Source organism: Actibacterium sp. D185-2, assembly GCF_054954595.1.
In genome coordinates, this window is the sequence record NZ_JBPWNX010000014.1 from 15,226 (window position 1) to 36,895 (window position 21,670).

Genomic DNA, 21,670 nt, shown 5'->3' on the forward strand with positions numbered 1-21,670 from the left:
GGAAGCGTAAGCGTATTGCATTGCTCCCTCCTGCCGTTTGACGCTGAGATGGCAAAATCCTCTCAACCAGGCCAGCTAACAACTACACGTTCGTGTAGTTTTGAGTTTCGCGTGCTATGGTTATGGAGTCGGGACACCAACGATACATCGCTTCGGGGAGGGAGGGATGACAACGCCCTCCAGAGCAAACCCAGACGACATCTCAGACTTTTTGGAACGGATGAATACCCGTCGTACGAGGTACTCACGAGGTTATCTTAAACGCGACAGGCTAAGTTTTGTAGGACACCCGACAGCCAAGTGTCTTCGTTACAAAGCGCCTCCCGGTTTTGGCAAGTCTGTCCAGGTCGCGCAGTGCGCCCAAGCCGCGCTCGAAAGAAACGAAGACTGCATCTACCTGGATTTTTCGTCGTTCTGGCCAAAGGACCTGTCTGAAGCCGATTTAATTGCGAATTCGATTGTCGCGGCGCTTTCCTCCGAAGGATTCTCCGAGAAACCGACCACGAGTAGTGTGAATATCCTCGCGCTGCGCCTGCTCACGGATCATGAAAGACCCGTCACGATCTGCCTGGATGGCGTAGCAGACGCTGCCACTACGCAAAGGTTTCTGAGAACGATCACACTGGAAACGCCGGAAACCGTTCGATTGGTCATAAGCGAAGGCTTGCCCGACGCGACGGTCTCTCTGTCGGTCCTCTCGGATGTCGTTACGATCGGCCCGGACGATTTGGGTTTCACCCTCGATGAGACTGGCTTGGTTCTGTCACTGGACGCAGACCAGGCAAAGAGAGTGTTCGATTTGACGGGCGGCTGGCCGCTTCTGTGCGCGCTGGCGGGAAAATCGACTGCCTCAGGCGAAGGCATCGTCCATCTGCCCGAGGTTCAGGCCTATTTCGAAAACGATGTGCTGGCGCAGGTGCCGCAACCGCTCCGCGATTGCCTGGAGAAAGCCAGCTGGCTGGAAGAAATCACTGAAGATATCTGCAACTACGTGTTCAAGACGGACGCTGCAGGCCTCAAACTGGCTAAACTTGAAGCGCACTATCGCCTTTTGGCGTCCAGCGCTGCAACACCAAACCGCTATGAAATGAACCGGGCGCTGAAAGATTATCTGCGCAATCGTTTCATAGAGGCAAACGGATCGCGCCAGTCGTATTTCCTGAAACGTATCGCATTCTGGCATTGGCGAAGAAGGGAATACCGCTTGGTCATTAAAGTGGCCCTGCGGGCCCAAGATCATAATTGGGCCCAACGTCTGGGCGAACAAGCTCTGCTGGACCTTGCCCTGAGGCAGGGAGAGATCGAGGCCTTGATAACCTGGTTCACCGGCATTCCTCGGTTCAAATTAATCCAGACACCATCCTTGGCCATCGGATATGCTTGGGTGCTGTACTTCGGCCAACGTGCTCAGGAAGCTCAAGAGGTGCTGGACAGACTGAACGCCTTGCCCGCTTCAGATCCCGCGAAACAGGACGACCCGAATGGATGGGGGGAACTGGTCCACGCCATTGGTCTGGCCACACATGATGAAATGAAAGAAAGCGATGAAGGCTGCACTGCATGGGTTGACATCTATGGGTTGGTCAACCCCGTCGGGCAGGCGGCTGCACAGACCTGCAGAGCCTTCATTGCCGCCTCTGACAGGCAGTTCACTATCCTTTCAGATCAAATCGCCACGGCCACGGTCACAAGCGGAGCAGTCCGTCACCGCTATGCGTTTGGCTGGCTTGCTGCCGCCGGTATCCTGGCCAGACTGCTCAATGGCGACATTTATGGCGCGCGCGCCGAAATCCGGCGGGCACAGAAAGATGAAAACGTCGCCCACGAGCGCACGCCGTTTGTCAGAGGAATGTTCACCTCCTTCGAATTTCAGGTCCAGGCAGAAGACGAAACAATCACACCTGACGGCAGCCTCCTGCAAGAGGCTCTTGATTTCGCTCTGGCATTCGGGGTGACGGATGTGGTGTGGAACACGGTTCGAAGCGCGGTCGAAGTATATATTCGCCGGGGTGACACATCGCGGGCCTTCTTGCTGCTGGAACGCTGCCGCCTTGCGGCAAACGAGCGCGGCTTGAAGCGGTTGGGTATCCTGATTCGGTTGGGCACCGAAGTCTTTGCCATGGGAACCCGAACGAGTACCCCGCTCGGGATCGAACCTCTCCCATCGGACGAAGACTTGGTCTTCTTGCCAAACCAAAATCGCGCTATCCAGGCGGAACGTGAGTTGCTCGAAGCCTCAAGGTTTCTGCGTGACGGGAAACTGGGTCTGGCCGAGAGGCAGGCGCGAAAAGCTCTGACGAACTTTGCCGCCATCAGGGACCAACGCGGTGAGATCAGGGCGCAATGCACGCTTGCGACCACCGTCCATCTGATGGGCGAAGAAAAGCAAGCAAAAAAAAGGATGGTCGATGCCAATCTGCAAGCACAACAACTGGGTGCATTCAGGACTTTGGAAAACAGGCGGCATTTTCTGAGGGTCATCAGCCCAACAGCAAAAGCGTTCCTGGGTCAAAAGGCAGACCAAGTTTCGATTGCCGGAAAAACGGCACATGAACTGACGATCACTAAGCTCCCCGCAGCTCATATATCTGCCCCGATCAGCCGAAAGCAAATCGGGGTTTTGCAGCATGCGGCACTGGGGTTGAGCAACAAGGAAATTGCAGCGCGCCTGCATGTCACGGAAGACACCATCAAATGGCATTTCCGGAAAATCTTATCGTCCCTAAATGCCAGCAACCGTACCGAGGCCGTGTCAATCGCACGTTCGAAAGGCCTCATTTAAAAAGATTCTACACACTCAGGGAGGAACGAAAAATGGAAACAACCGTGATCATAGGCAATGGGGTCGCTGGGACGACTGCGGCCGCAACACTGCGCAGAAACGGCTACGAAGGCACCATTAAGCTGATAGGTGAAGAAGCGGCGCTCCCCTATCAACGCCCACCTCTGTCAAAGGCGTGGTTGCTGGATTCAGACAGACCGAAACCGACCCCTTTGCGGCCTCTTTCGTTCTATGAGTCTAACGGCATTGAACTGATGCGCGCGCGCAAGGTCGTCAAAATTGACAGGAACAAGCGTCGAATCCGCTTCTTGGATGGAAAAACAACGAAATTCGATAACTTGATCCTCGCAACGGGAGCAACGCCTCGCCGCCTCGATTTGGCGGGGGCCGATCTTAAAGGGATTCACTATCTAAGAGATTTGAGAGATTCTGCAGGACTCCGCCAAGCACTGAATCGCCCAGGCTGCCACGACGTCGTTATCGTCGGTGCCGGTGTGATCGGACTCGAGGTGGCCTCTGCCGCAATTGATAGTGGAAAGGCCGTCACGATCATAGAGGTTGGTGGACGAGCAATGGCTCGCGTTGCCTCTCCGGCAGCGACAAACTTCATCACTGAAAAGCTATCAGATGCTGGGGTGCGTTTCATGTTCAACAAGCGTCTCGAAGAGTTTGGCGCTGCTAATCAACATGTTTCTTCCATTAACCTTGAAAACGGAATAGAGATTAAGGTCGATCTTGTCTTGGTGAGTATTGGAGCGACGCCGAATATAACCTTAGCCCAGGACGCGGGCTTGGTTTGTGACAATGGAATCTGTGTGGATCAGGACATGCGGACATCCGACCCCAAGATTTTCGCGATTGGTGATTGCGCGCGCGGTGACAACGCGTTCGTGTCGGGAAAGCCGCGCATTGAAACTGTCCATAACGCATCCTCCCAGGCACAAATCGCAGCAGCTACTATCTGCAATAAAACACGCCCAGCTCCCGTACCACCACGATTTTGGTCCGACCTCAAAGGCATGAAGGTTCAAGCCATAGGAATAGCGGCCGGTTACGATCTGGTACGACGCGTTCCAACCCAGCCTCCGACGTCATTGGAGGTGCACCTAAAATACCGCGACCGTCTTGTTGCAGCCGAGGTTATAAACCTTCCCCATCGTCAAGGCGAACTGGTTAAAGAGATTTCTCCCGTATCATTTTCAGATACAAAGTAACTGAAAATCCCTGTCAAAACCATGCGACTTCCGAAGGGAGTGTGCTTCGGATTTTATGGCCAACAGCAAATATGAATGCTGTGCAGCCTACAGCTAAAAGTCGCTTCCTTTAGAATTCGTCCTCTACAACCTCCCTGTGGACGACCAACTGGCGGCACCGGTATTGCCGGTGCCGCCCTTTTCCGAAAGAGTAATTGAACGGCCCATAATGTTTGCGAGACGGATCATCCCGTGACCTGCTTTTGGGCAGGCACCCCATTCCGGCGATCACGCGCCGTTCCAAGAATTCTACTCCGCACCTCCGAATGTAACATATATCGCGTGGCGATATTTCGCGCATCGTGTCCGTTTCGCGGGCATGAACTTGCGGGACCGTGTAGCACTGAACATCCAGGAATTGAGACGCGCCCGCGGCCTCAGCCAGGAGGAGCTTGCTCATCGGGCCGACGTGAGCCGCGGCCATATGGGCAAGGTCGAGAACGCCAAGTTCGCGGCCTCCCTCGACCTTCTCGAACGCATCGCTCGGGCGCTCAATGTCGACCCCGAAGAACTCTTCGCGAAACGCTAGTCCGTTTCCTGCGGCTTTGATCCCGTCCCCAACACGAAAGAAAGAACGGCAAGAACAGTACGAGTGGCACGGGTACATGGCGAAAAGAAAGACAGGCTGGCCCTTTCAGGACGGGTTTCTGAACGATGGTACGCAGGAGATCCACCTGTTCACCGATTACCGTTGGAATGATGGTTCGGTGAGCCGCCGCTGGCATGTCGACCGAGAACGCTTCGATGTCAGCTTTGCCGAGCTTCGCCCGGTTTCCCTGAACACATCGGACCGTTCGGATCAGTAAGAGAACCACTCCGAGTGGCCCATGTTGCCCTCGTAGTCGCCGTATTCGACCATGATGCTGCGGGAATAGAAGTGCCAAAGGCCACCGCTGGTCGGATAGGCGATCTCCTGACCGCTTTCCGAGATGAATGTCGAGGGCCAGGGCGTGTGGGATCCGTAGACCCGCTGGATGTAGCGGCAGGTCCGGTTCTCGCGATCGCAGGAACGGATCGACCAATCCCATTGCCGGGGTTCGTCGCGAGGCTCGTAGGATCGCCCGGCGAACCAGATCACATGGGTGCGATTCAGCCATTCATACTCCGGCAGGTTGGTGTCGAGTTCGCCCTCCCCGCCGGGACCGCCCAGCTCGACCGGCACATGGGCAAAGGTGCAGACCCCGAAGGGCGGCAGGCTTGGCCAGGGCGTGATGCGGCGGATCATCGTGCGATAGGCCCGTGCGCAGACCGCGCTCGGCGGGAACCCTCCTGCCATGCAGAGCATGATGGCGCAGTCGATGTCATAGGCCTGCGCCTTCTCCGGGGATCCGAACACCGCCATCACACCCATCGTTGCCGCCATCACCTGTCGTCTCATGTCGCTCTCCCGCAAAAGTTGCGGCAACTATCGTGCAATATGCAATTTTCTGCAATATGTCGTATTGACTCCATATGACTTTATGGCCTTAGTGTCGTGAAGTAGAAGGGCTCTCGTGGGGAGAGTCCGAACATGCCGATAGCGCGCAACCAGATCCTGATCACCATCGATGGTGTCAAAGACTTGTCCGAGAAGGGCATCGCGTTCCGCTGCCGGTATGAACTCGTGGGGTTCACGGACGATGGCAAGCCGCGCTACCAGTGCATCTACCTGCGCGAGGGCGAGCCGGAAGCCATTCTGGTCTCGACACGGATCACCCCGCACGGGCCAGAGCCTCGGTATTTCAACATATGGCCGGGGCTCTTCAAACATCATCTCGAGTTCGGTGACGGGCGCGATCTGCGCTTTGGTCCTGACTACAGCATCACCCTCGAGGAGCGCGGCTGACGTCATCGCCTTCGGCCGCGACGGGACCGCCCGGACTTCGGGCTGGACGTTTCATGGTGAGCGGCCTGCCTGGGCAGGGCTGGATGATAGCGCTGAGGCCGAAGTCGTTCTGGCCTCGCTGGATGTTGCGCAGCCTTCCGGTCGTGACGACATCCTTTCCCTGATCCAGACGACTGCCGTCCGCCACCAGAGGAACCGTGCCCTGCGCCAAGTTAATCTGGGCGCCGACGACTGGCAGGTCCTGTTCCGCGCCCTTGTCGAGGCGGAAAGCAGCTACAACCCGACCGCCGTCAGTCCCAAGGGGGCCTATGGCCTGGGCCAGCTGATGCCGGACACGGCTCGCGCCCTGGGGGTTGATCCGCGCGATCCCACTCAGAACCTCGACGGCGCAGCGCGCTATCTGCTCGCGCAGCTTGCCACGTTCAAGGACATCGACTTGGCGCTCGCGGCTTACAATGCCGGGCCGCATCGGGTCGTCGAATATTCCGGCATCCCGCCTTTCACCGAGACCCGCGACTACATCGCGCGCATCCACCGGATTCGGTCCCGGCTGGCAGGCACCCCCGTTTCCGCGCCGGACACTCGCATCGCAGACCAGGTGCCAGCCCGCGCGCCCGTCCTTATCGATCTTCAGTAAAACAAGGGAACTTCGCATGCTCAGACATCGCCTCAGCCGCCTCTTGCCCGTCTCCACAACCTTGGCGGCTTTCGCAACGCCCGTTCTCGCGCAAGACTTGTCACCCATCCAGACCATGCTGGAAACCGTCGAGGCCGCGCTGACCGGTCCGATCGGGATTGCAGTCGCGACGCTCGCCGTCATCGGCACCGGTTTCATGTGCATGATGGGACGGCTGAACTGGGGCTGGTTCGCTTCGGTCATCATCGGGATCGTGCTGATCTTCTCGGCGGGCACAATCGTCGACGGCTTCTCCTGAGGTTGGCCGATGACTTTCCCGCAACCTCACATCCTACGTTCCTCTCGAACGCGTTTGCTCGGCAAACGCTGCCTCGAGACGACCTACGGATTCTTCATTTCAGCTAAGCGGGAAAGCATCTAGTTGGCAGAACGATCCCCCCTTTTTCTGGGCCTCGCCCGTCCCCCCAAGTATCTGGGTCTCCCTGTCGGATACCTGGTGGTTTTGGCGACTGGGGTCGTTCTGCCCTTCATCTGGACCAAGTCGATGGTCTTCTTCCTGATCGGGATCATTGCCTATCCGATCCTCTGGTTCGTGGCCGACCGCGAGCCGCATTTCTTCGAGGTGCTGCGCGTCTCCTACGGCACGGTCCGCCCGACGAAGAACCGGGCCCTGCACGGAGGCGACAGCTTTGGCGCGTGATGCAGGCACCCTGTCCACTTTTGGGGCCGCACTGCATCAAGCCGGCGGCGGGGAGTTCGCGCGGGAAAGCTATCTCGCCGAGCACCTGCCGTATTTTGGCCTCACCGATGACGATGTCATGGTGCTGCGCGAGGGCGATCTCCTCGCGACCCTGCGCCTCGACGGGCTCAACCCGATGACCAGCGAAGACGCCCGGCTCGATGCGCTCAAACGCGCGGTCGCGGCCATCGTCGCCCAGACCGGCAATGCCTTCGGCTTCTACATCCACCGCATCTCTGTGCCGCAGGATCTCGGGATGCGCCCCATCGAGGGCGACAGTTTCGCCGCTGCGATCGACGCGCGCTGGCAGTCCCATGTGAAGGACCTTCGCCCGGCCAAGCGCCAGCTCTATCTCAGCGTCATCCGGCGCCCCGACATCTCCGCGCGCATTCCCCTCCTACGTGCGCTGGCCCGCAAGGCCTGGGTCAAGGACCGCGCGACACGGATGCAGGAACTCAACGAGGTCATGGGCTTCTTCGAGGTGGCGCTCTCCTCGGCAAACCCTGTGCGGCTCACAAAGTCAGGCGGTGAATGGCTGGGCTACCTCAACACGCTGAACGCCGGCAGCTTCTCTCCCATTGCCTACGGGCAAAGTGCCCTGCCCCTCTCGCATACCTTGAGCAACTGCCGCGCCACCTTTGATGGCGACGTCGTCACCCTGACCGATGCCGTGACCGGTCAGGTCAAATATGGCGCGCTCTTTTCGATGAAGACCTATCCGGCCCTCACGGATGTCACGCTCCTCGACGCGCTCGACCTGCCGCTCGACATCGTGCTGACGAACTCCTTCAGCCCGATCCCGAACAACATCATGGCCGAACGCATCCAGCGGATCATCCGCCAGATGCATGCCTCCGACGATGCCGCTGTCTCCCTGCGGGAACAGCTCGGCCAGGCCGCCGATGACCAGGAGGCGGGGCGTATCGCCTTTGGCGACCATCACCTCTCCATCGCGGTCTACGCGCCGGACCGCGACACGCTGGAACGCGCCGCCGCCCAGATCAAACGCGTCGGCCAGGAGATCATGTCGGTGATCGTGCGCGAGAACATGGCGCTGAAAGCCACCTACTTCGCGCAGTCGCCCGGCAACTTCGGCTACCGTGCGCGCAAGACGCCGATCTCCTCGATCAACTTCGCCGACTTCGCAGCCCTGCATGGCAGCGTCGAAGGGCGTGGCCCGGACCAGTCGCCCTGGGGCCAGACGATCTCGGTCCTGCCCACGGTCGGCACCTCGGGCTATCGCTTCAATTTCCACGAGACGGGCAGCCCCGGCAAGGAACCAACCGTTGGCCATACCCTTGTGCTGGGGCGCACTGGCACCGGCAAGACACTGACCACTGCTTTCCTCGCAGCCCAAGCGCAGCGGGTCGGTGCGCGGCTCTTTTTCTTCGACAAAGATCGCGGTCTTGAGATGGCCGTCCGCGCCCTTGGCGGTCGCTATAACGAAATCCGAGCCGGTGTGCCCACGGGCTTGAACCCCCTCGATACCGAAATCGACGAACGTGGCCGCGCCTGGCTCTCGGATTGGCTGGCGACCCTTCTTTCCCGGGGCGGAACCCTGACCGGCGAGCAATCCCGCCATATCCAGAGCGCGGTCTCGCAAAATGCCCATGCCGAGGGCTCGCTCCGGCGCTTCACGAGTTTCGAGACCCTGTTCCAGTCGCTCGATGACGATGGCGAGCTACAGTCCCGCGTCGCCGAATGGGCCCCAGGCGGCCGCTACGGATGGGTCTTCGATGAGCCGGAACAGGGTGCCGGGCTTGAACTGGCCTCCGACATCATCGGCTTCGACATGACCGAGATCCTCGATATGACCACCGAGCGGATGGCGGTGCTCTCCTACATCTTCCGCCAGATCGAACGCGTGGTCGAGGATCGCCGCCCCACCATCATCGTGCTCGACGAGGCCTGGAAGCTCTTGGACGATCCCTACTTCGGGGCGCGGCTGGAAAACTGGCTGGTGACGCTCAGGAAGATGAACTGCGTCGTGATCATGATGACGCAATACCCGAGCCAATTGCGCGACAGCCGCGTCGGCAAGACCATCGTCGAAACAGTGCCAACTCAGATCCTCTTCCCGAACGACCGCGCCACGGTCTCCGATTACGACTTCCTGCGCGTGAATGCCAAGGAGGCGGCACTCCTCGTGCAGCCGACCATTGGCCAGCGCATCGCGCTCGTGCGCTCGGCGGGCGACAGCGTCTTCATCGATGCCGATCTCTCCGCGCTCGGCAACCTCCTTCCCATCCTTGGCGGCGGCGCCACCGGCGAGGCCCGTGTGCCCGCCGATTGGCGCGCCAACCCCGATTTCTGGAGACATGTGATATGAGTTCGAAACCCCTTGTCGCGCTTTGCGCCGCCGCGAGCCTTCTGGCCGCGTGCGAGAAATACACCGAGAAAACCTCGCCCTGCTTCGGACGCAATGGCGAGCCGCAGGTGACGCGATCCGCGCTTTCCTTCTCGACCATGGGCGCACCGGTTCAGGAGACGGCCAAACCCGACTGCAGCTTCGAACCCCTGCCCCGTCCGGAATGAGGCGCGCGGCGATCATATCCGCCGGGCTCTGCCTCGGTCTTGGTGCCCTGCCCGCGCTCGCCCAGGGCGTGCCGACGCAGGACAATGCCGCGATCGGCCGCGCCATCGCACGGGTGACGGCACTCGCAGAGGATCTGGGCGTGCAGCAGGACAAGGACCGCACCGAGTCCACGCTGGCGGACGTGCAGGCCGACCAGCTGCGCGTGCTCGAGGAGATGACAGCGGCGATCACCGGCCCCGGCTTCGATATCCGCGCGCTCGAGGGCAATGCGGATTTCGGAGTGGCGGCGGTCTACCCCAATACCGATCCGAGCCCGATGAACAGCCGCCTTTTCGGCGAGGGCCGCGAGACGGTCGAGATGATGATCGTCGAGGTCGCGGGCGAATTCGCAGGTGCGCCCGGTGTGGCCCGCGCCGGCCTCTCCGCCACTCAGTGGCGCTGCCTCTTCCAGGCGCTGATCAAACAGGAAAGCCGATTCAACGTCGCCGCCGAAAGCCCGGTCGGGGCCTATGGTCTGACCCAGCTCATGCCCGGCACCGCCTCGGATCTCGGCGTCGACCGATACGATGTGAAAGACAACCTGCGCGGCGGGGCGCGCTATATCACCACCCAGCTCAACCGCTTCGGCAATATCCCCCATGCGCTTGCGGCCTATAACGCGGGGCCTGGCCGGGTCATCGAATATGGCGGCGTGCCGCCCTTTGCCGAAACGCAAGGCTATGTGCGCAACATCTCGAAATTCTACAACGAATACCTCGCCGTGGTCGGTGGCGCCGACGCGCTCGGCACACTCTCTCCCTCGGACTTTGCTCTGGCCGAATATGCCAGCATCTCCGAGGCGGGCGTCTATTACGCCGCCGACAGTTCGGCAACGACCGAGCAGGTCATCAACCGGTTGCGCGCGATCATCCTGCAGATCGATGCCCAGCCCAATGCCAAGGCGGCCTGGGAGCTCAACACCTACGCCAAGGCCGAGATCGGCCGCATCCTCAATCTCCGCGTCCGGCTGATGGCCGCCAACCAGCAGCGCGAGGCGGCCTATGCGCAGCACCTCGTCGCCGACCGGCTGGCCGAGCGCGACTTCATGCAGATGGGAGTTCCTGAATGAGACGATTTTTTCTGGTGACCACCGCGGTCGTCGCGCTCGGATTTTCCGAGCCCGCCACGGCCCAAGGCGTGCCGACTTTCGATGGATCGCAGCTTGGTCAGCTCGTGGCCCAGCTCGAGCACATGGCCGAGGACCTGAACGTCCAGATGCAGCAACTGGCAACGATGCGGCTGGAACTGGAAACCCAGTTATCGCAGCTCACCAACCTCGAGGCGCAACTGACCTCGCTCATTGAGGGCAGCGGTCTGGGTGAACTCTTTGCCACCGTCGAAGAGTTCCGCGCGCTGCGCGGCAAGCTGGTGGCCCCCCTCAACACCGCGCAATCGCTGGCCAACGGTGATTTCCTAAGCGGTTTCAATCCCGGCGCAGAACTCTCGGCCTCGGTCGAGCGGGTTTTGTCTGGCAGCGGTTTCACCTCGGAACGTCTGAGCACGCTTTCTGGCTCGGATGAGCCCGCCGATAACCGCATCGCCACCTCGGCCGGGGCCAGCGCCATGTTGTCGGTCGCCGCGCAGGAAAGCCACGAGGAGGCCGGTCAAAGCCTCGAGCGGCTCGAGACCATGGTCGGGCTCATCGACGATCAGGACGGGCTGAAGGCCGCCGTCGATCTCAACACCCGCGTCACCGCCGAGCTTGGCATCATCCTGACCCAGATCTGGCGGCTGGAAGCGGCGCAAGGCGTCAGTGCAGGCCAGCTTGGCGTCGTCGATGCCGCGACCCTCGCCGACGAGCGCAAGTTCCGCTCGATGGCGGTGGATCCATGAGAATGTCCATGATCCACAGCTTGGCTCCAATTAGGGCGCTTGGTCTCGCGGTGATGGTCCTGGCATCCCTGCCCTGTGCCGTGCGGGCCCAGACCCCGACCACGGACCCGTCCGGCGACACGTCCTTCAACTCGATGGCCATCGCGCGGGATGAGGCCGACGCCTGCCGTGTCCCAAAACCGCCCACCGATCTGGCGGAAACGGCCTATCTCCGCAACGGCTACCGCGCGATCCTGCGCATCCTGATCGCCGAGGAAGCGCTGACCTCCGAAAACTGCACCTGCCTCTTGGACACATTCACCTGGGATCAGGCGCTTTCGGCCCTGCCCCGGTTCCAGACCTCGGACAACCCACGCCTGCCCTTCAAGGTGCTCGATCTCTACGCGCAAGCCGACGCGCTCGAGGCGCAAGTTGTGGAGGCCTGTGCAGAGTAGATGGGCGTTATTCGCGACATCCTGAGCCAGGTCGACGCCGCGGTGGATACCGTGGCGCAGGACGGCTTTGTCTCCTCGGCGGGTGCTATCGGCGACGTGATCTCCGCCGGGGCCGCGCTCCTCGTCGTGCTCCTCGGGATCAACGCAGTCATGCAGCTCCGCCCCCTGCCCTTCGGCACCGGCTTTGCCTTCGGAATGAAGATCGCGCTCGTGGGAATATTCGCGCAGAGCTGGGACAATTTCAGTGTCATCTATGACATCGTCACGCAGGTCCCCGACTCCGTCGGCGCCTCGATCCTCGCGCTCACCGGCTCGGGAGACGAGGCTGGGGTCTATGAGAGCCTCGACAACATGGTCGCCCGCATCACCGCCTATGGCGATACGATCGGCGACCGCGCGGGCTGGGTTTTTGGCGCGGTCCTGGGCGCAATCTTTTTCGTCCTTTCCGCCGTTTTCGCCGCCGTCACCGCCGGGATCATCGCTTTCGCCCGCATCGTCTTCGCGCTGATGATCGTGATCGCCCCCTTCATGATCGTGACCTCCCTCTTCAAGCCGACCCAGTCCCTCTTCGAGGCCTGGACCCGCGCCACCATCGGCTATGCGCTCATGCCGGTCGCCGCCGCAGGCGCCGCGGGCATCATTGTGGCAATCGCCGAGGCCATCGGGGATGCGTCAGCCGATCCGGGTGATGTCGAGACGGTCAGCCTCATCCTGCCCTTTCTCGTCATCCTGATCCTCAGCGCCGGGATCATGGCTTCGGTCCCCTACATCGCCTCTAACCTCACCGGCGTTGTCGGTATTGCCTCGAATGCCGTTGGACTGACTGGCCTCGCGCGTCAAGGCTTCGTGAACACGCGCCAGTACGGCACCGGCGCCGCCTCGCGCCTCGTCACTGGCAAGTCCCCGCATGAGCTGAACCAGATGGCCAATGCGGGCGTGGTGAAGACCGGCGAGTTGATCCGGCAAAGCCCTGGTGCGCTCCTCTCCGCCGCCAAGGCCTTCCGCAAACCCTGATTTGAAAGACGACTGAATTGACGAAGATTGTGACCAGTTCCCCCGCGCCTGACCGCGACGCTTTCGAGGCGGATTTCATCTACGGGCCGCGGCGGCGTGAGCGCTTCGCCTGGTTCGTCGCGGCGGCAGGCGTGCTGGTCGGCGTCGCCGGCATGGTTGCGGGTGCGAGCCTCTTTCCCCTCAAATCGACCGAGACCTTCGTGGTCGTAGTCGACAAGGAAACGGGCGAGATGGACCGCGTCGCCGCCGTCCAGGCGCTAACGCTCTCGGAAAGCGACGCCATCATTCAGGCCAATCTCGTCGCTTACGTCGATGATCGGGAAACCTATGATCTGACCGATGGCGAGCAACGGATCAACTCGGTGCTCGACCGTTCCGATGGCGATGCCGCCCGAACACTGCGCGATCTCTGGTCCTCTACCAACGAAGACTACCCGATCACCGTCTATGGCCGCGACGCCAAGATCGAGGTGGTCATCAAGTCCGTCAACCAGATCGAGCGCGGCGTGGCCCAGGTCCGCTTCACCCGTACCCTGCGCCGGCCGCGCGACACGCGCACCGTGACCCGGTCTTATGTGGCCACCGTCGGCTACGACTTCCAACCCGAAACCCGCCAGCGCCTTCAGGACGTCTGGGCCAACCCCTTGGGCTTCGTGGTGACCTCCTACCGCGTCGACGCCGAGACCCTGGAGAACTAACCAAGATGAAATCCCTGCCCGCGCTCCTCACCACGTTTCTCCTAGCGCTTGCCCTTCCTGTTGCCGCCTTCGCCGAGGCCACACCGCAAGGCGGCCCGCTCGACATCCGGATCCGCACCGCCGTCTATAACGAAAACCAGGTCTACCGGATCGAAACCGATCTCAGGCATTCGACCACGATTCATTTCGGGGCGGGCGAGCGGTTTGAAGCGGTGATCGTCGGCGACACCGAGAGCTTCCAGGTCGATCCGATCCCCGAGCTGGGCAATGTGCTGACCATTAAACCGCATGTGGCCAATGCCTCGACCAACATGACGGTGATCACCAACCGCCGCACCTATTCCTTCCATCTGCGCGAGGGCTCGATCCCGAACCGCACCGGCATGTTCTTCGAGGTGCGCTTCCGTTACCCCGACGAGGAGCGCCGCGCGGCGGGTGCTACACAGCCCAAAGGATTTGAGGCCCCGCGCAACTACAACTACCGCGTCTCGGGCGAGGGGGATTTCCGCCCCAGCCATATCTATGACGACGGGCGCTACACGTATTTCGTCTTCCCGGAGAACGGTCGCCAACCCGCCCTCTTCAAGGCCGACGATCAAGGCCGCGAACGCACGGTGAACTGGACCCAACAAGGCAACACCGTCCGGGTCCTCGGGGTCAACACCTATTGGACGCTGCGCATTGGCGATGAGGCCATCTGTGCCTGGCGCGACGAGAGCGCGATCTATGTGAGCAACTGACCATGGCCGATCAAACCCCTCCCGATTTTCAGGACCGTCTCGATCAATTCAGCCAGCGCGGTAAATCCAAACGCCGCGGCAACAGCCTCGGGGTTGGCGCGCTCGCTGCCGCCCTCGCCCTCGGCGGGGCCGGGGTCGCGTATTTCCTGGCCACCGGCTTGCAGGAGGGCGATAGTGCGCTTGAGACCTCCGATGTCGAGACCTTCCAGGACCGCCGCCCCGGCACCGGCGGGCGGCTGGAGTTTCCACCCGACGAGACAGAGCAGCGGGTCAATGACGCGCTGATCGCCGTCGAGGAAGCGCTCGACGTGCCCGCCGCCCCTGCCCCCGAACCGAGCGCCGAGGTGCTGGCCGAGATCGCCAAGCTCCGCGAAGCCCTAGTCGCCAGCCAGGCCGCACGCAACTCGGAAATCCAGTCCGCCGTCGCGGACCTGCGCGAAGCCTTCGACGAGCAGAAGGCAGCACTAGAGGCAACGCTCGCCGCAAAAGAAACCGAGCTGGCCAGCCTGCAGCGCCAGACCGAGACCCGCATCGAAGGGCTGCAGGCCATGCTCGATGCTGAACGGGCGCAGCGCGAGGGGCTCGAGGCCGAGCTTGACCGCGAAGGGCTGATCGCCGATCAGCTCCTTCTCGAAGAACGCCGCCGCCAGGAAGAGGAGCAGCGCCAGCGCGAGGCCGAGCGGGTCGCCGAGGAGCTTCTGACCGCGCAAATCAAATCGCCAGCGGTGGTCTTTGCCGACGGCCCCCGTGGCGGTGCGAGTGGCGCAGCGGTCGCCGATCCTGCTGCTGTTGGCGCAGAAGGGCCGGTCCTTTCGGGCAATGAGCAGTTCCTTCAAAGCGCGCGTCCGCTCGAGGTGCAGGAGGCCGCCCGCCTCACCCATCCCGAGCGCACGCTGACCCAAGGGTCCGTCATCCAGGCGGCGCTCCAGACCGCCATCAACAGCGATCTGCCCGGGTCAGTGGTTGCCGTGGTCTCCGAGCCGGTCCCGGCCTTCTCCGGGGACCGGATCCTGATCCCCCGTGGGTCTCGTCTTTTTGGCCAATACCGATCCGGCATCGAAATGCACCAGAAGCGCATCCTGATCCTTTGGACCCGCGTGCTGACACCGGACGGCACCTCGATGGAAATCGCCGCTGTCGGCGGGGACCAGCTTGGCCGCTCGGGCCTCACCGGTCTCGTTGACACCAAGTTCGCTGAGCGCTTCGGCGGAGCTGCACTGATTTCCGTGATCGGGGCAGCACCGGCCGTGGCAGCGGAGAGCGCCAACAATGAAACCACAAGCATTGTCCTGGGCGATGTGGGCAGCGACCTGCAGGACGCCGTCGGCTCGGTCATTGCCGATCAGGTGTCGATCGAGCCCACGATCTATGTCGATCAGGGAGCCTCGGTCACCGTGCTCGTAGATAGAGACGTGGTGATTTACTGATGGATCAGGCATCGCCAGCCTCCTACCTCGAACGCTATCTCGACCCGTTCCGCGACCTTCTAAGGCGTGACGACGTGGTCGAGATCGCGATCAACCCGGACGGCAAGGTCTGGCTTGAGGTCGCAGGCGACGCCACCATGCGCCACGAAGGCCAGACCGTGGATCGCACCACCGCCCTCAACATGGCCCAGACGATCGTCGGCGACGCCAAGGCCCGCGTCTCTGAAAAGAACCCCCTCGTCTCCGGCAAGGTGGAATATGCAGGCCGCCCCCTTAGGGTCCAGGTCGCCGTACCGCCCGCCATCGATCGAGGTGCCTCGATCACCATCCGCCTCTTCGCCTTGGGCTGCGTCCGGGATTACGCCCCCGCCTATCTTTTCGGCAAGGCCGTCTCGCTCGACGCGCTCCGAGCCGAGAAGATGAAGAACATCTCCAGTCTCGCCGAAGAGAACCTCGAAGCTGCCCTACAGACCCTGGTCGAGGCAAGGCTTAACGTCCTGATCAGTGGCGGCACCTCGACCGGCAAAACAACCTTCGCCCGCCATCTCCTGACCCATGTGAGCGAGCACGAGCGGCTGATCACCATCGAAGACGCCTTCGAGCTCTTCCCCGGCCAGCCGAACACGGTCGCCCTCCTGGCCGACCGCGGTGCCGGTTCGCAACGCAGCGCCAACGCCCTTCTGCAGGCCTCCCTCCGCATGCGCCCCGACCGGATTATCGTCGGCGAGTTGCGCGGGGCCGAAGCCCTGACCTATCTCGAAGCCATCAACACCGGCCATGGCGGGTCGGTCTCCACCATCCACGCCGAAACCGCGGAACTGGCCATCGACCGGCTGGCGATCATGGTGCTGCAGGCCGGCACACCGCTGACCTTTGCCGAGGTGCGGGAATATATCCGGAAATCCATTGATGTGATCGTCCAACTGGGGCGGGCCGAGGGGAAGCGGGGGATTACGGAGTTCTATCTGCCTGGAAAATAAACTTGGAGAAGTTCAGCCAAATAATGACACCGAGCCGTCCGGCGAAGCACTCATTCCAGTAAGGTCCAAACTAAAGCGCACTTCAGCTATGGGATCCCCGAAGGCGACAACAGGTACTGGCAAATCTCCAGCTTGGAACATTGCTACAGATTCACCATCAGGATAGGTCGCAAAGCGCGTGTCCGATCCATAAATGTCCGCTCCGCCTTTTCGGAGGCACTGGCGAAAGAATTGAGCACGGACAACAGGATCGTCTAATGCAGCGTAAATCTCATCAATCAACTCGCATGCCATTTCACCGCCAGGCAGTTCAATCAGCAAGATGGATGCAATATAGACCCGGATGTCGGCATTAGGGCGAAGCTGTTCAAGCGAAAACCGATGCTGCCGGGAAGACTTCAGAGTCGTCTTCACCTCTAGTGCAATATGCTCCGTCACAAAGTCGTACCGGGCATGTGCAGACGACGACCACGCCCTAACTGCTGCGTTCAAATCTTGAGCTGTGCGGATGATGTGCAGCTCACCCCAAAGCCCAACGACGTCGTTTAGTTCGTCGTTCAACCGCGTGAATATATCGGCAATCGCGAGGATTTGGTCGCGGACGGCCGCTGCGGAGTGATCCGCCCCGGGCGCCAGGAACGCCTCTTCTAAGAGGCGAAGGAAGACACGGATGATGTCGGGATCGTCATTCGCAAGGGAAACTAACGTGTAAGTGCCGGTAAGAGCGCTTCCATCCTGAAGCTGGATATCGCAGGGGCACGCAAAGCGAACCTCGACGGCCTTCAGCTTCAGATCAGGCTGGTCATCATCCTCGGCCATCTCGAAGAGCAAATAAGGCTGACCTTGCGCATCCAAGGAAAGCCAGAGGCCGTGGGCACCATCGATCTTACTCCCGAAGAGATGCTGGCAGGCATCCGGGAAACGGCGGGCAAGTTCCTGATACGCCTCAAACAGCATCGTCCTCTCGTTCCACCCAAACACGCTCCGCCAAACGCTCAGGGATGTGCACGGTAAGCACGGGCAAGTCTTCCAGAAGCACGCGGTTCTTGGCCGCATTTTCTAAGTGGTAGCGATGAATCTGGAAGGTGATCGTGTCGTCAGCCCGGATTTGGCGCGCGCCGGGATAATTGGTGCGCGCGTTGCTACCCTGAAAGAGGTTTCTGATCTTAGGCGGGTCTTTGGTATCGAGACTGCGGCGCGCTTCCACGCCCGACCATGGGCCGGAGAAGGCAAAGACGCTGCACCGCATCTCAGGGTCTTCGCTAGCCAGCTTTTCGAGGCCGACCATGATGGCCGAGTGCTGCAAGCTATCGCCGGGGTTCTTGTAGCGGATTTGCCCGATGAAGGGGATTATCTCGCTGAGCGGAATGTCGTCGCTGAACGCCGGAATGGTCTGCTGCTGGTTCCAGCCGTCCTGCTTGTATTCCCAGAAGTCGAACGCGCCGAGTAGCTGGTTCACCGCTTCCCGGTTATCGGCAACGAAGCCAGTATCCTCATAGGGGTAGTCGGGGTAAATCCACCCTTCACGCCCCCGCGACTGGTACATGTCGAGCAAGATGACAGAGCGTCGTGTCGGCTGAAGCCTCTGGTTCAGGAACCAGGTGCGCCGCCAGTCCTTCAGGCCGCCCCCATCTTTGATGTGCTTGGAGATCGATGAGCGGACCGATTCCTCGTGGGAAACGTAGTCTTGGAACGCTTCGATGTTCTCTGTCGTCAGATAGATGCGGCAGAGGCCAAGATAGCGCTTCTTGTAGCCGAAGAAGCGAGCGCGCTGCTGGATGTTGTCGGCGTTGCCGATCCCGATGGACCTCGGCATGTAGGAGACTGTCAGGCCTTCAACGGTGAAGCCACGGTCCAGGCCGATCCCGCCGACAAGTATCCAACTATAATCACCCTTCCAATCAATGGAGGGTATCTTGGTCTTCTCGCGTGTGTTGAGCTCGGCGATGGCGGTTTCCGACACGGCGTCGAAAAGCAGCGGCTCGATCTGATCAAAGCCATAATTGACGGCATAGGTCTCGCTCAACCGTTCGAAGGCAGTTCGAAAACCTGCCAGCAAGTCGTCATGGCTGTGATGATCCGGGGCGTCCAAGATGGCCGCCCATTCATCGCGCGTGTTCCGCGCCCATCTCGCAAACATGAGATGATCGGCCTTCGGGATGGCCGGGTGGATCATCATGGAGCGATTGCCGCCGCCCTGGTCATCTTCTTCGCGCAGGCCGATGGCTACGCCAACGAAGAAGTCTTTCAGGGCCTCTAGCATGCTGGCAGGCGGGCTGGCTGGCGGATCGTCCCGGTCCGGCACATCGGTTTGCGGGATGAGTTCGATGTACTTGTCCGGCCCGTCCACAAAGAACTCCTTGCCGCCGACATAGGCGTCTCCGGGTGTCAGCACCGCACCGAAGTCAGGCGAGAGCGTGTCGATGCGGCTGATCAGAAGCGGCGCTTGCGGCGTGGCAGTGTAGAGAAGATAGCTGTGATGCGGGAAAAGACGGCGCAGCGCCGTGATGCGCGCGTAGGTCGTGCTCTCTTCCTGTTGCAGGGCCTTGGTATTCATCCCCGCCTGGTCGCCTTCGTCATCAATGATGAGCGTCGGCACGTTCGTCAGATCGACCCCGGTGAGCAGTGTGGCCAGATGATCGAGATGGCGATGCTCCTTCATGGAGACGATCAGCACTGTGCGCGAGCGCGTGCTCCCCTTGCGCCATTTCGCAAGTTCGCTTTTGACCCGCTCCACCTCGGCCCCCTGGAAGCCTTTGTCTCTGGTCGAGAACAGCTTCCAGTTCCGGTTCTTCTCTACCTCTAAGTCCTTCTTCAGACGCTCGAAGGATTGCTCGACCAAGTTGTTGGTCGTTCCAGCAAGAAGAAGGACGATCTGATAGTCGTTGTCGTGCGCGAGCGCGGACAAGCTTGTGAAGGAAAGCGTCTTGCCGCTTTGGACATAGCCGATGATGAGACCGGTATTGTGATCGCCGGGATTCTTTGGATCAGCGCATTGACGCATGATCGACAAGGTTTCCGAGACGAGCCGGGTCTTCTCGGTGTCTGAAAGTGATGTGTTTGACTGAAGAAGGCGTGTCAGAGCCGGACCTTGCGCCGGGTTCCACTTGCCGGAAGTCTGGCGCTCGTGAATTTGGATAATACCTTCGTCACTCATCGGGGACAGTCCTCGTCACAAGGTTCTTGAGGATTTCATTGGTGTATTGCCGGATTGCTTTGGGGTGATGCGAGGCGAGCTCTGTGGCAATGACTTCTGACAGCGCCATGGTAGCAGCGATGTTCAGCACTGCAGCGAAGCCTTCCGAGTCGAGATTGGGAAACTGCGCCATGAACGGATGGAGCATGGCCACCCGGATTAGCACTTCGCGCGGATCCGGGTCTGTGATGGCTGGTCTGCTCTGGATGGAAAGCCAGTCGCTTTCCTTGTCGGCATAGGACAATTCGAGCTTCACGATCCAAGGCGTCCCCCGGAACAAAAACTCAAACTGAAAATCATCGCGCTCACCTTCCGCAACCGCGTCAAGCTGCTCCCCAACATCGGGAAGGTCCTCGTCCGGCGAAGGCTCGGGGCTCGGCGATACAACGCTCGGAAACGTCTGCTGCGATGCAACCAGGGCTCTGTGATCGAACTGCTTGGCCACGGCGGGCGCGGCGCTTCGGGCGACCTTGCGCGCGTTCCGCGCGTCCTCCAAGGCCCTGTATTTTTGTGTCTGCTTGATGATCGGCAGGTCTTCGGCGTTCAAGATTTTGTAGAGCTTGCGAAGAAACTCGTCTTCATGCTCGCCCCACTGAACACCGTCCTTGGTGTGCGAGACACTGAATCCCTTCAGGTGGATTTCGCCAAAGATGCGCTGCGATTCATAGCTGTTTGGCCGCTTGAAGATGTCGGCTGGCCGGTAAGTTTCATCAGCGCTGCCAAGGACCAGTCTGTTGCGCCGGAAGAGCGCTAGGCCAGCAAGGCGGGTGTCGGCCTTCTCCCGGATAGCAACGAAGCCGGTCGCTGATTTGCCTGGCCCGAGATCGATGTCGATATCGCGCTTCCAAGTGATCTGCGGTCCATCGGGGTCTTTGTAGGATGGCGTGACCAAAACCTTGGGCTCGTCGTATCGCAGCCGCTCACCATCTACGAAGAGCTCCAGCGCGCCAGAGCGCAGAAAGATGCGATAGATGCTGGCCAGATGCTCTTTGATCTTGCCTATGGTCCGACCCTTCGGAAATCGGCGAATGTCTTCCAGCCGGATTTCCGTGTAGTGCTTGTCTTCGGACGCAACCGAAGTGACGACATTCAACTCTTCGATGCTGTCATGGACAATGCGGTCGATATCAAAGAATACAGTGCGCTCGTCTCTTTCGCCAAGTGCACTGGAGCGGACACTCCATTTCGGCGCGAACCAGCATGCCGCACTCTTCATGCCCATGCCGAACTCGGACAGGCCCGTTGCATCGGGCGGGATTTCGGCAGGTCGGAAGGCGCGCTGATAGTCGGATGAGGCAATCCCAGCAGCGTTGTCGAGAACCACGATCCGGCCGTCGTCCGCATCGAAGGTGATATCGACCCGCAAAACGTAGGAACCGCCCGAGATGGCTTCCAAGTCCTTGCGGCGCGAGATACTGCTCTGGATCGAGTTGTCAACGAACTCGGCCAAGGCGTACCACGCCTTGTAGTTAAGGTGCGGCAGTACAGAAAGGACGTTTACGCCGGGCCGGATATTGACCGTGTTTAGGCGGCTCAT

22 protein-coding genes are annotated in these 21,670 nt (G+C 60.6%); 18 read left to right on the forward strand and 4 right to left on the reverse strand.

Translation table 11 applies throughout. The annotated features are described in order from the left end of the window. The first annotated feature begins 166 nt into the window (after window positions 1-166). The 4 genes from ACSR1C_RS16690 (at window position 167) to ACSR1C_RS16705 (ending at window position 4,841) form a co-directional block, all read left to right on the forward strand. Window positions 167-2,782 (forward strand): helix-turn-helix transcriptional regulator, encoded by a 2,616-nt coding sequence (locus ACSR1C_RS16690; protein ID WP_238368580.1) that lies wholly within the window; start codon window positions 167-169, stop codon window positions 2,780-2,782. Window positions 2,783-2,814: 32 nt separating this feature from the next. Then, entirely contained in the window at window positions 2,815-3,996 is a 1,182-nt protein-coding gene (locus ACSR1C_RS16695; RefSeq protein WP_036784129.1) for an NAD(P)/FAD-dependent oxidoreductase, read from the forward strand. A gap of 358 nt (window positions 3,997-4,354) precedes the next feature. After that, a complete protein-coding gene (locus ACSR1C_RS16700) occupies window positions 4,355-4,564 on the forward strand; it encodes a helix-turn-helix transcriptional regulator (RefSeq protein WP_040179450.1) in 210 nt (69 codons plus the stop codon). Window positions 4,565-4,640: 76 nt separating this feature from the next. Continuing rightward, window positions 4,641-4,841 (forward strand): hypothetical protein, encoded by a 201-nt coding sequence (locus ACSR1C_RS16705; RefSeq protein ID WP_027238812.1) that lies wholly within the window; start codon window positions 4,641-4,643, stop codon window positions 4,839-4,841. On the opposite strand, the gene ACSR1C_RS16710 is transcribed toward ACSR1C_RS16705, so the two are convergent. Further along, window positions 4,835-5,413, reverse strand: coding sequence for a hypothetical protein (locus tag ACSR1C_RS16710; protein WP_238368579.1), 579 nt, complete (start codon window positions 5,411-5,413; stop codon window positions 4,835-4,837). The two genes, ACSR1C_RS16705 and ACSR1C_RS16710, sit on opposite strands and share 7 nt — an antisense overlap. 132 nt (window positions 5,414-5,545) lie before the next feature. Here ACSR1C_RS16710 and ACSR1C_RS16715 point away from each other — a divergent pair, with 132 nt between their 5' ends. The 14 genes from ACSR1C_RS16715 to ACSR1C_RS16780 all read left to right on the forward strand — a co-directional run bounded on the left by ACSR1C_RS16715 (window position 5,546) and on the right by ACSR1C_RS16780 (window position 16,937). After that, window positions 5,546-5,860, forward strand: coding sequence for a hypothetical protein (locus ACSR1C_RS16715; RefSeq protein ID WP_008335576.1), 315 nt, complete (start codon window positions 5,546-5,548; stop codon window positions 5,858-5,860). Beyond that, the gene (locus ACSR1C_RS16720) at window positions 5,820-6,497 is read left to right on the forward strand and encodes a lytic transglycosylase domain-containing protein (RefSeq protein ID WP_272490895.1); all 678 of its coding nucleotides are present in this window, start codon (window positions 5,820-5,822) and stop codon (window positions 6,495-6,497) included. Before ACSR1C_RS16715 ends, ACSR1C_RS16720 begins: the two co-directional genes overlap by 41 nt. Window positions 6,498-6,513: 16 nt before the next feature. Then, window positions 6,514-6,795, forward strand: coding sequence for a TrbC/VirB2 family protein (locus ACSR1C_RS16725; RefSeq protein ID WP_027238815.1), 282 nt, complete (start codon window positions 6,514-6,516; stop codon window positions 6,793-6,795). Window positions 6,796-6,918: 123 nt separating this feature from the next. After that, window positions 6,919-7,197: a VirB3 family type IV secretion system protein gene (locus ACSR1C_RS16730; protein WP_027238816.1), complete on the forward strand. Its 279-nt coding sequence runs from the start codon at window positions 6,919-6,921 to the stop codon at window positions 7,195-7,197. Further along, entirely contained in the window at window positions 7,187-9,565 is a 2,379-nt protein-coding gene (locus tag ACSR1C_RS16735) for a VirB4 family type IV secretion/conjugal transfer ATPase (protein WP_027238817.1), read from the forward strand. The genes ACSR1C_RS16730 and ACSR1C_RS16735 overlap by 11 nt, the downstream gene beginning before the upstream one ends. Further along, the gene (locus ACSR1C_RS16740; protein WP_027238818.1) at window positions 9,562-9,771 is read left to right on the forward strand and encodes a hypothetical protein; all 210 of its coding nucleotides are present in this window, start codon (window positions 9,562-9,564) and stop codon (window positions 9,769-9,771) included. Before ACSR1C_RS16735 ends, ACSR1C_RS16740 begins: the two co-directional genes overlap by 4 nt. Continuing rightward, window positions 9,768-10,880, forward strand: coding sequence for a lytic transglycosylase domain-containing protein (locus ACSR1C_RS16745; RefSeq protein WP_460260421.1), 1,113 nt, complete (start codon window positions 9,768-9,770; stop codon window positions 10,878-10,880). Before ACSR1C_RS16740 ends, ACSR1C_RS16745 begins: the two co-directional genes overlap by 4 nt. Beyond that, window positions 10,877-11,644, forward strand: coding sequence for a type IV secretion system protein (locus tag ACSR1C_RS16750; protein ID WP_460260422.1), 768 nt, complete (start codon window positions 10,877-10,879; stop codon window positions 11,642-11,644). The genes ACSR1C_RS16745 and ACSR1C_RS16750 overlap by 4 nt, the downstream gene beginning before the upstream one ends. Before the next feature lie 8 nt (window positions 11,645-11,652). Then, window positions 11,653-12,078, forward strand: coding sequence for a hypothetical protein (locus ACSR1C_RS16755; protein ID WP_460260423.1), 426 nt, complete (start codon window positions 11,653-11,655; stop codon window positions 12,076-12,078). Continuing rightward, window positions 12,079-13,092, forward strand: coding sequence for a TrbL/VirB6 family protein (locus tag ACSR1C_RS16760; RefSeq protein ID WP_460260424.1), 1,014 nt, complete (start codon window positions 12,079-12,081; stop codon window positions 13,090-13,092). Window positions 13,093-13,109: 17 nt separating this feature from the next. Continuing rightward, entirely contained in the window at window positions 13,110-13,790 is a 681-nt protein-coding gene (locus ACSR1C_RS16765; RefSeq protein ID WP_460260425.1) for a VirB8 family type IV secretion system protein, read from the forward strand. 5 nt (window positions 13,791-13,795) lie between these two features. Continuing rightward, the gene (locus tag ACSR1C_RS16770) at window positions 13,796-14,530 is read left to right on the forward strand and encodes a TrbG/VirB9 family P-type conjugative transfer protein (RefSeq protein WP_287014516.1); all 735 of its coding nucleotides are present in this window, start codon (window positions 13,796-13,798) and stop codon (window positions 14,528-14,530) included. A 2-nt stretch (window positions 14,531-14,532) separates the two neighbouring features. Next, entirely contained in the window at window positions 14,533-15,957 is a 1,425-nt protein-coding gene (locus tag ACSR1C_RS16775) for a TrbI/VirB10 family protein (protein WP_460260426.1), read from the forward strand. Further along, window positions 15,957-16,937, forward strand: coding sequence for an ATPase, T2SS/T4P/T4SS family (locus tag ACSR1C_RS16780; protein WP_350153415.1), 981 nt, complete (start codon window positions 15,957-15,959; stop codon window positions 16,935-16,937). Before ACSR1C_RS16775 ends, ACSR1C_RS16780 begins: the two co-directional genes overlap by 1 nt. 12 nt (window positions 16,938-16,949) lie before the next feature. Here ACSR1C_RS16780 and ACSR1C_RS16785 read toward each other — a convergent pair whose 3' ends face one another. The 3 genes from ACSR1C_RS16785 to ACSR1C_RS16795 are packed head-to-tail and all read right to left on the reverse strand — an operon-like array spanning window position 16,950 to window position 21,670. Then, the gene (locus ACSR1C_RS16785) at window positions 16,950-17,894 is read right to left on the reverse strand and encodes a PD-(D/E)XK motif protein (RefSeq protein ID WP_350153414.1); all 945 of its coding nucleotides are present in this window, start codon (window positions 17,892-17,894) and stop codon (window positions 16,950-16,952) included. After that, on the reverse strand, window positions 17,884-20,094 hold the full coding sequence (locus ACSR1C_RS16790) for a Z1 domain-containing protein (protein ID WP_460260427.1): 2,211 nt from the start codon (window positions 20,092-20,094) through the stop codon (window positions 17,884-17,886). Before ACSR1C_RS16790 ends, ACSR1C_RS16785 begins: the two co-directional genes overlap by 11 nt. After that, window positions 20,087-21,670: an ATP-binding protein gene (locus ACSR1C_RS16795; protein ID WP_287014520.1), complete on the reverse strand. Its 1,584-nt coding sequence runs from the start codon at window positions 21,668-21,670 to the stop codon at window positions 20,087-20,089. Before ACSR1C_RS16795 ends, ACSR1C_RS16790 begins: the two co-directional genes overlap by 8 nt.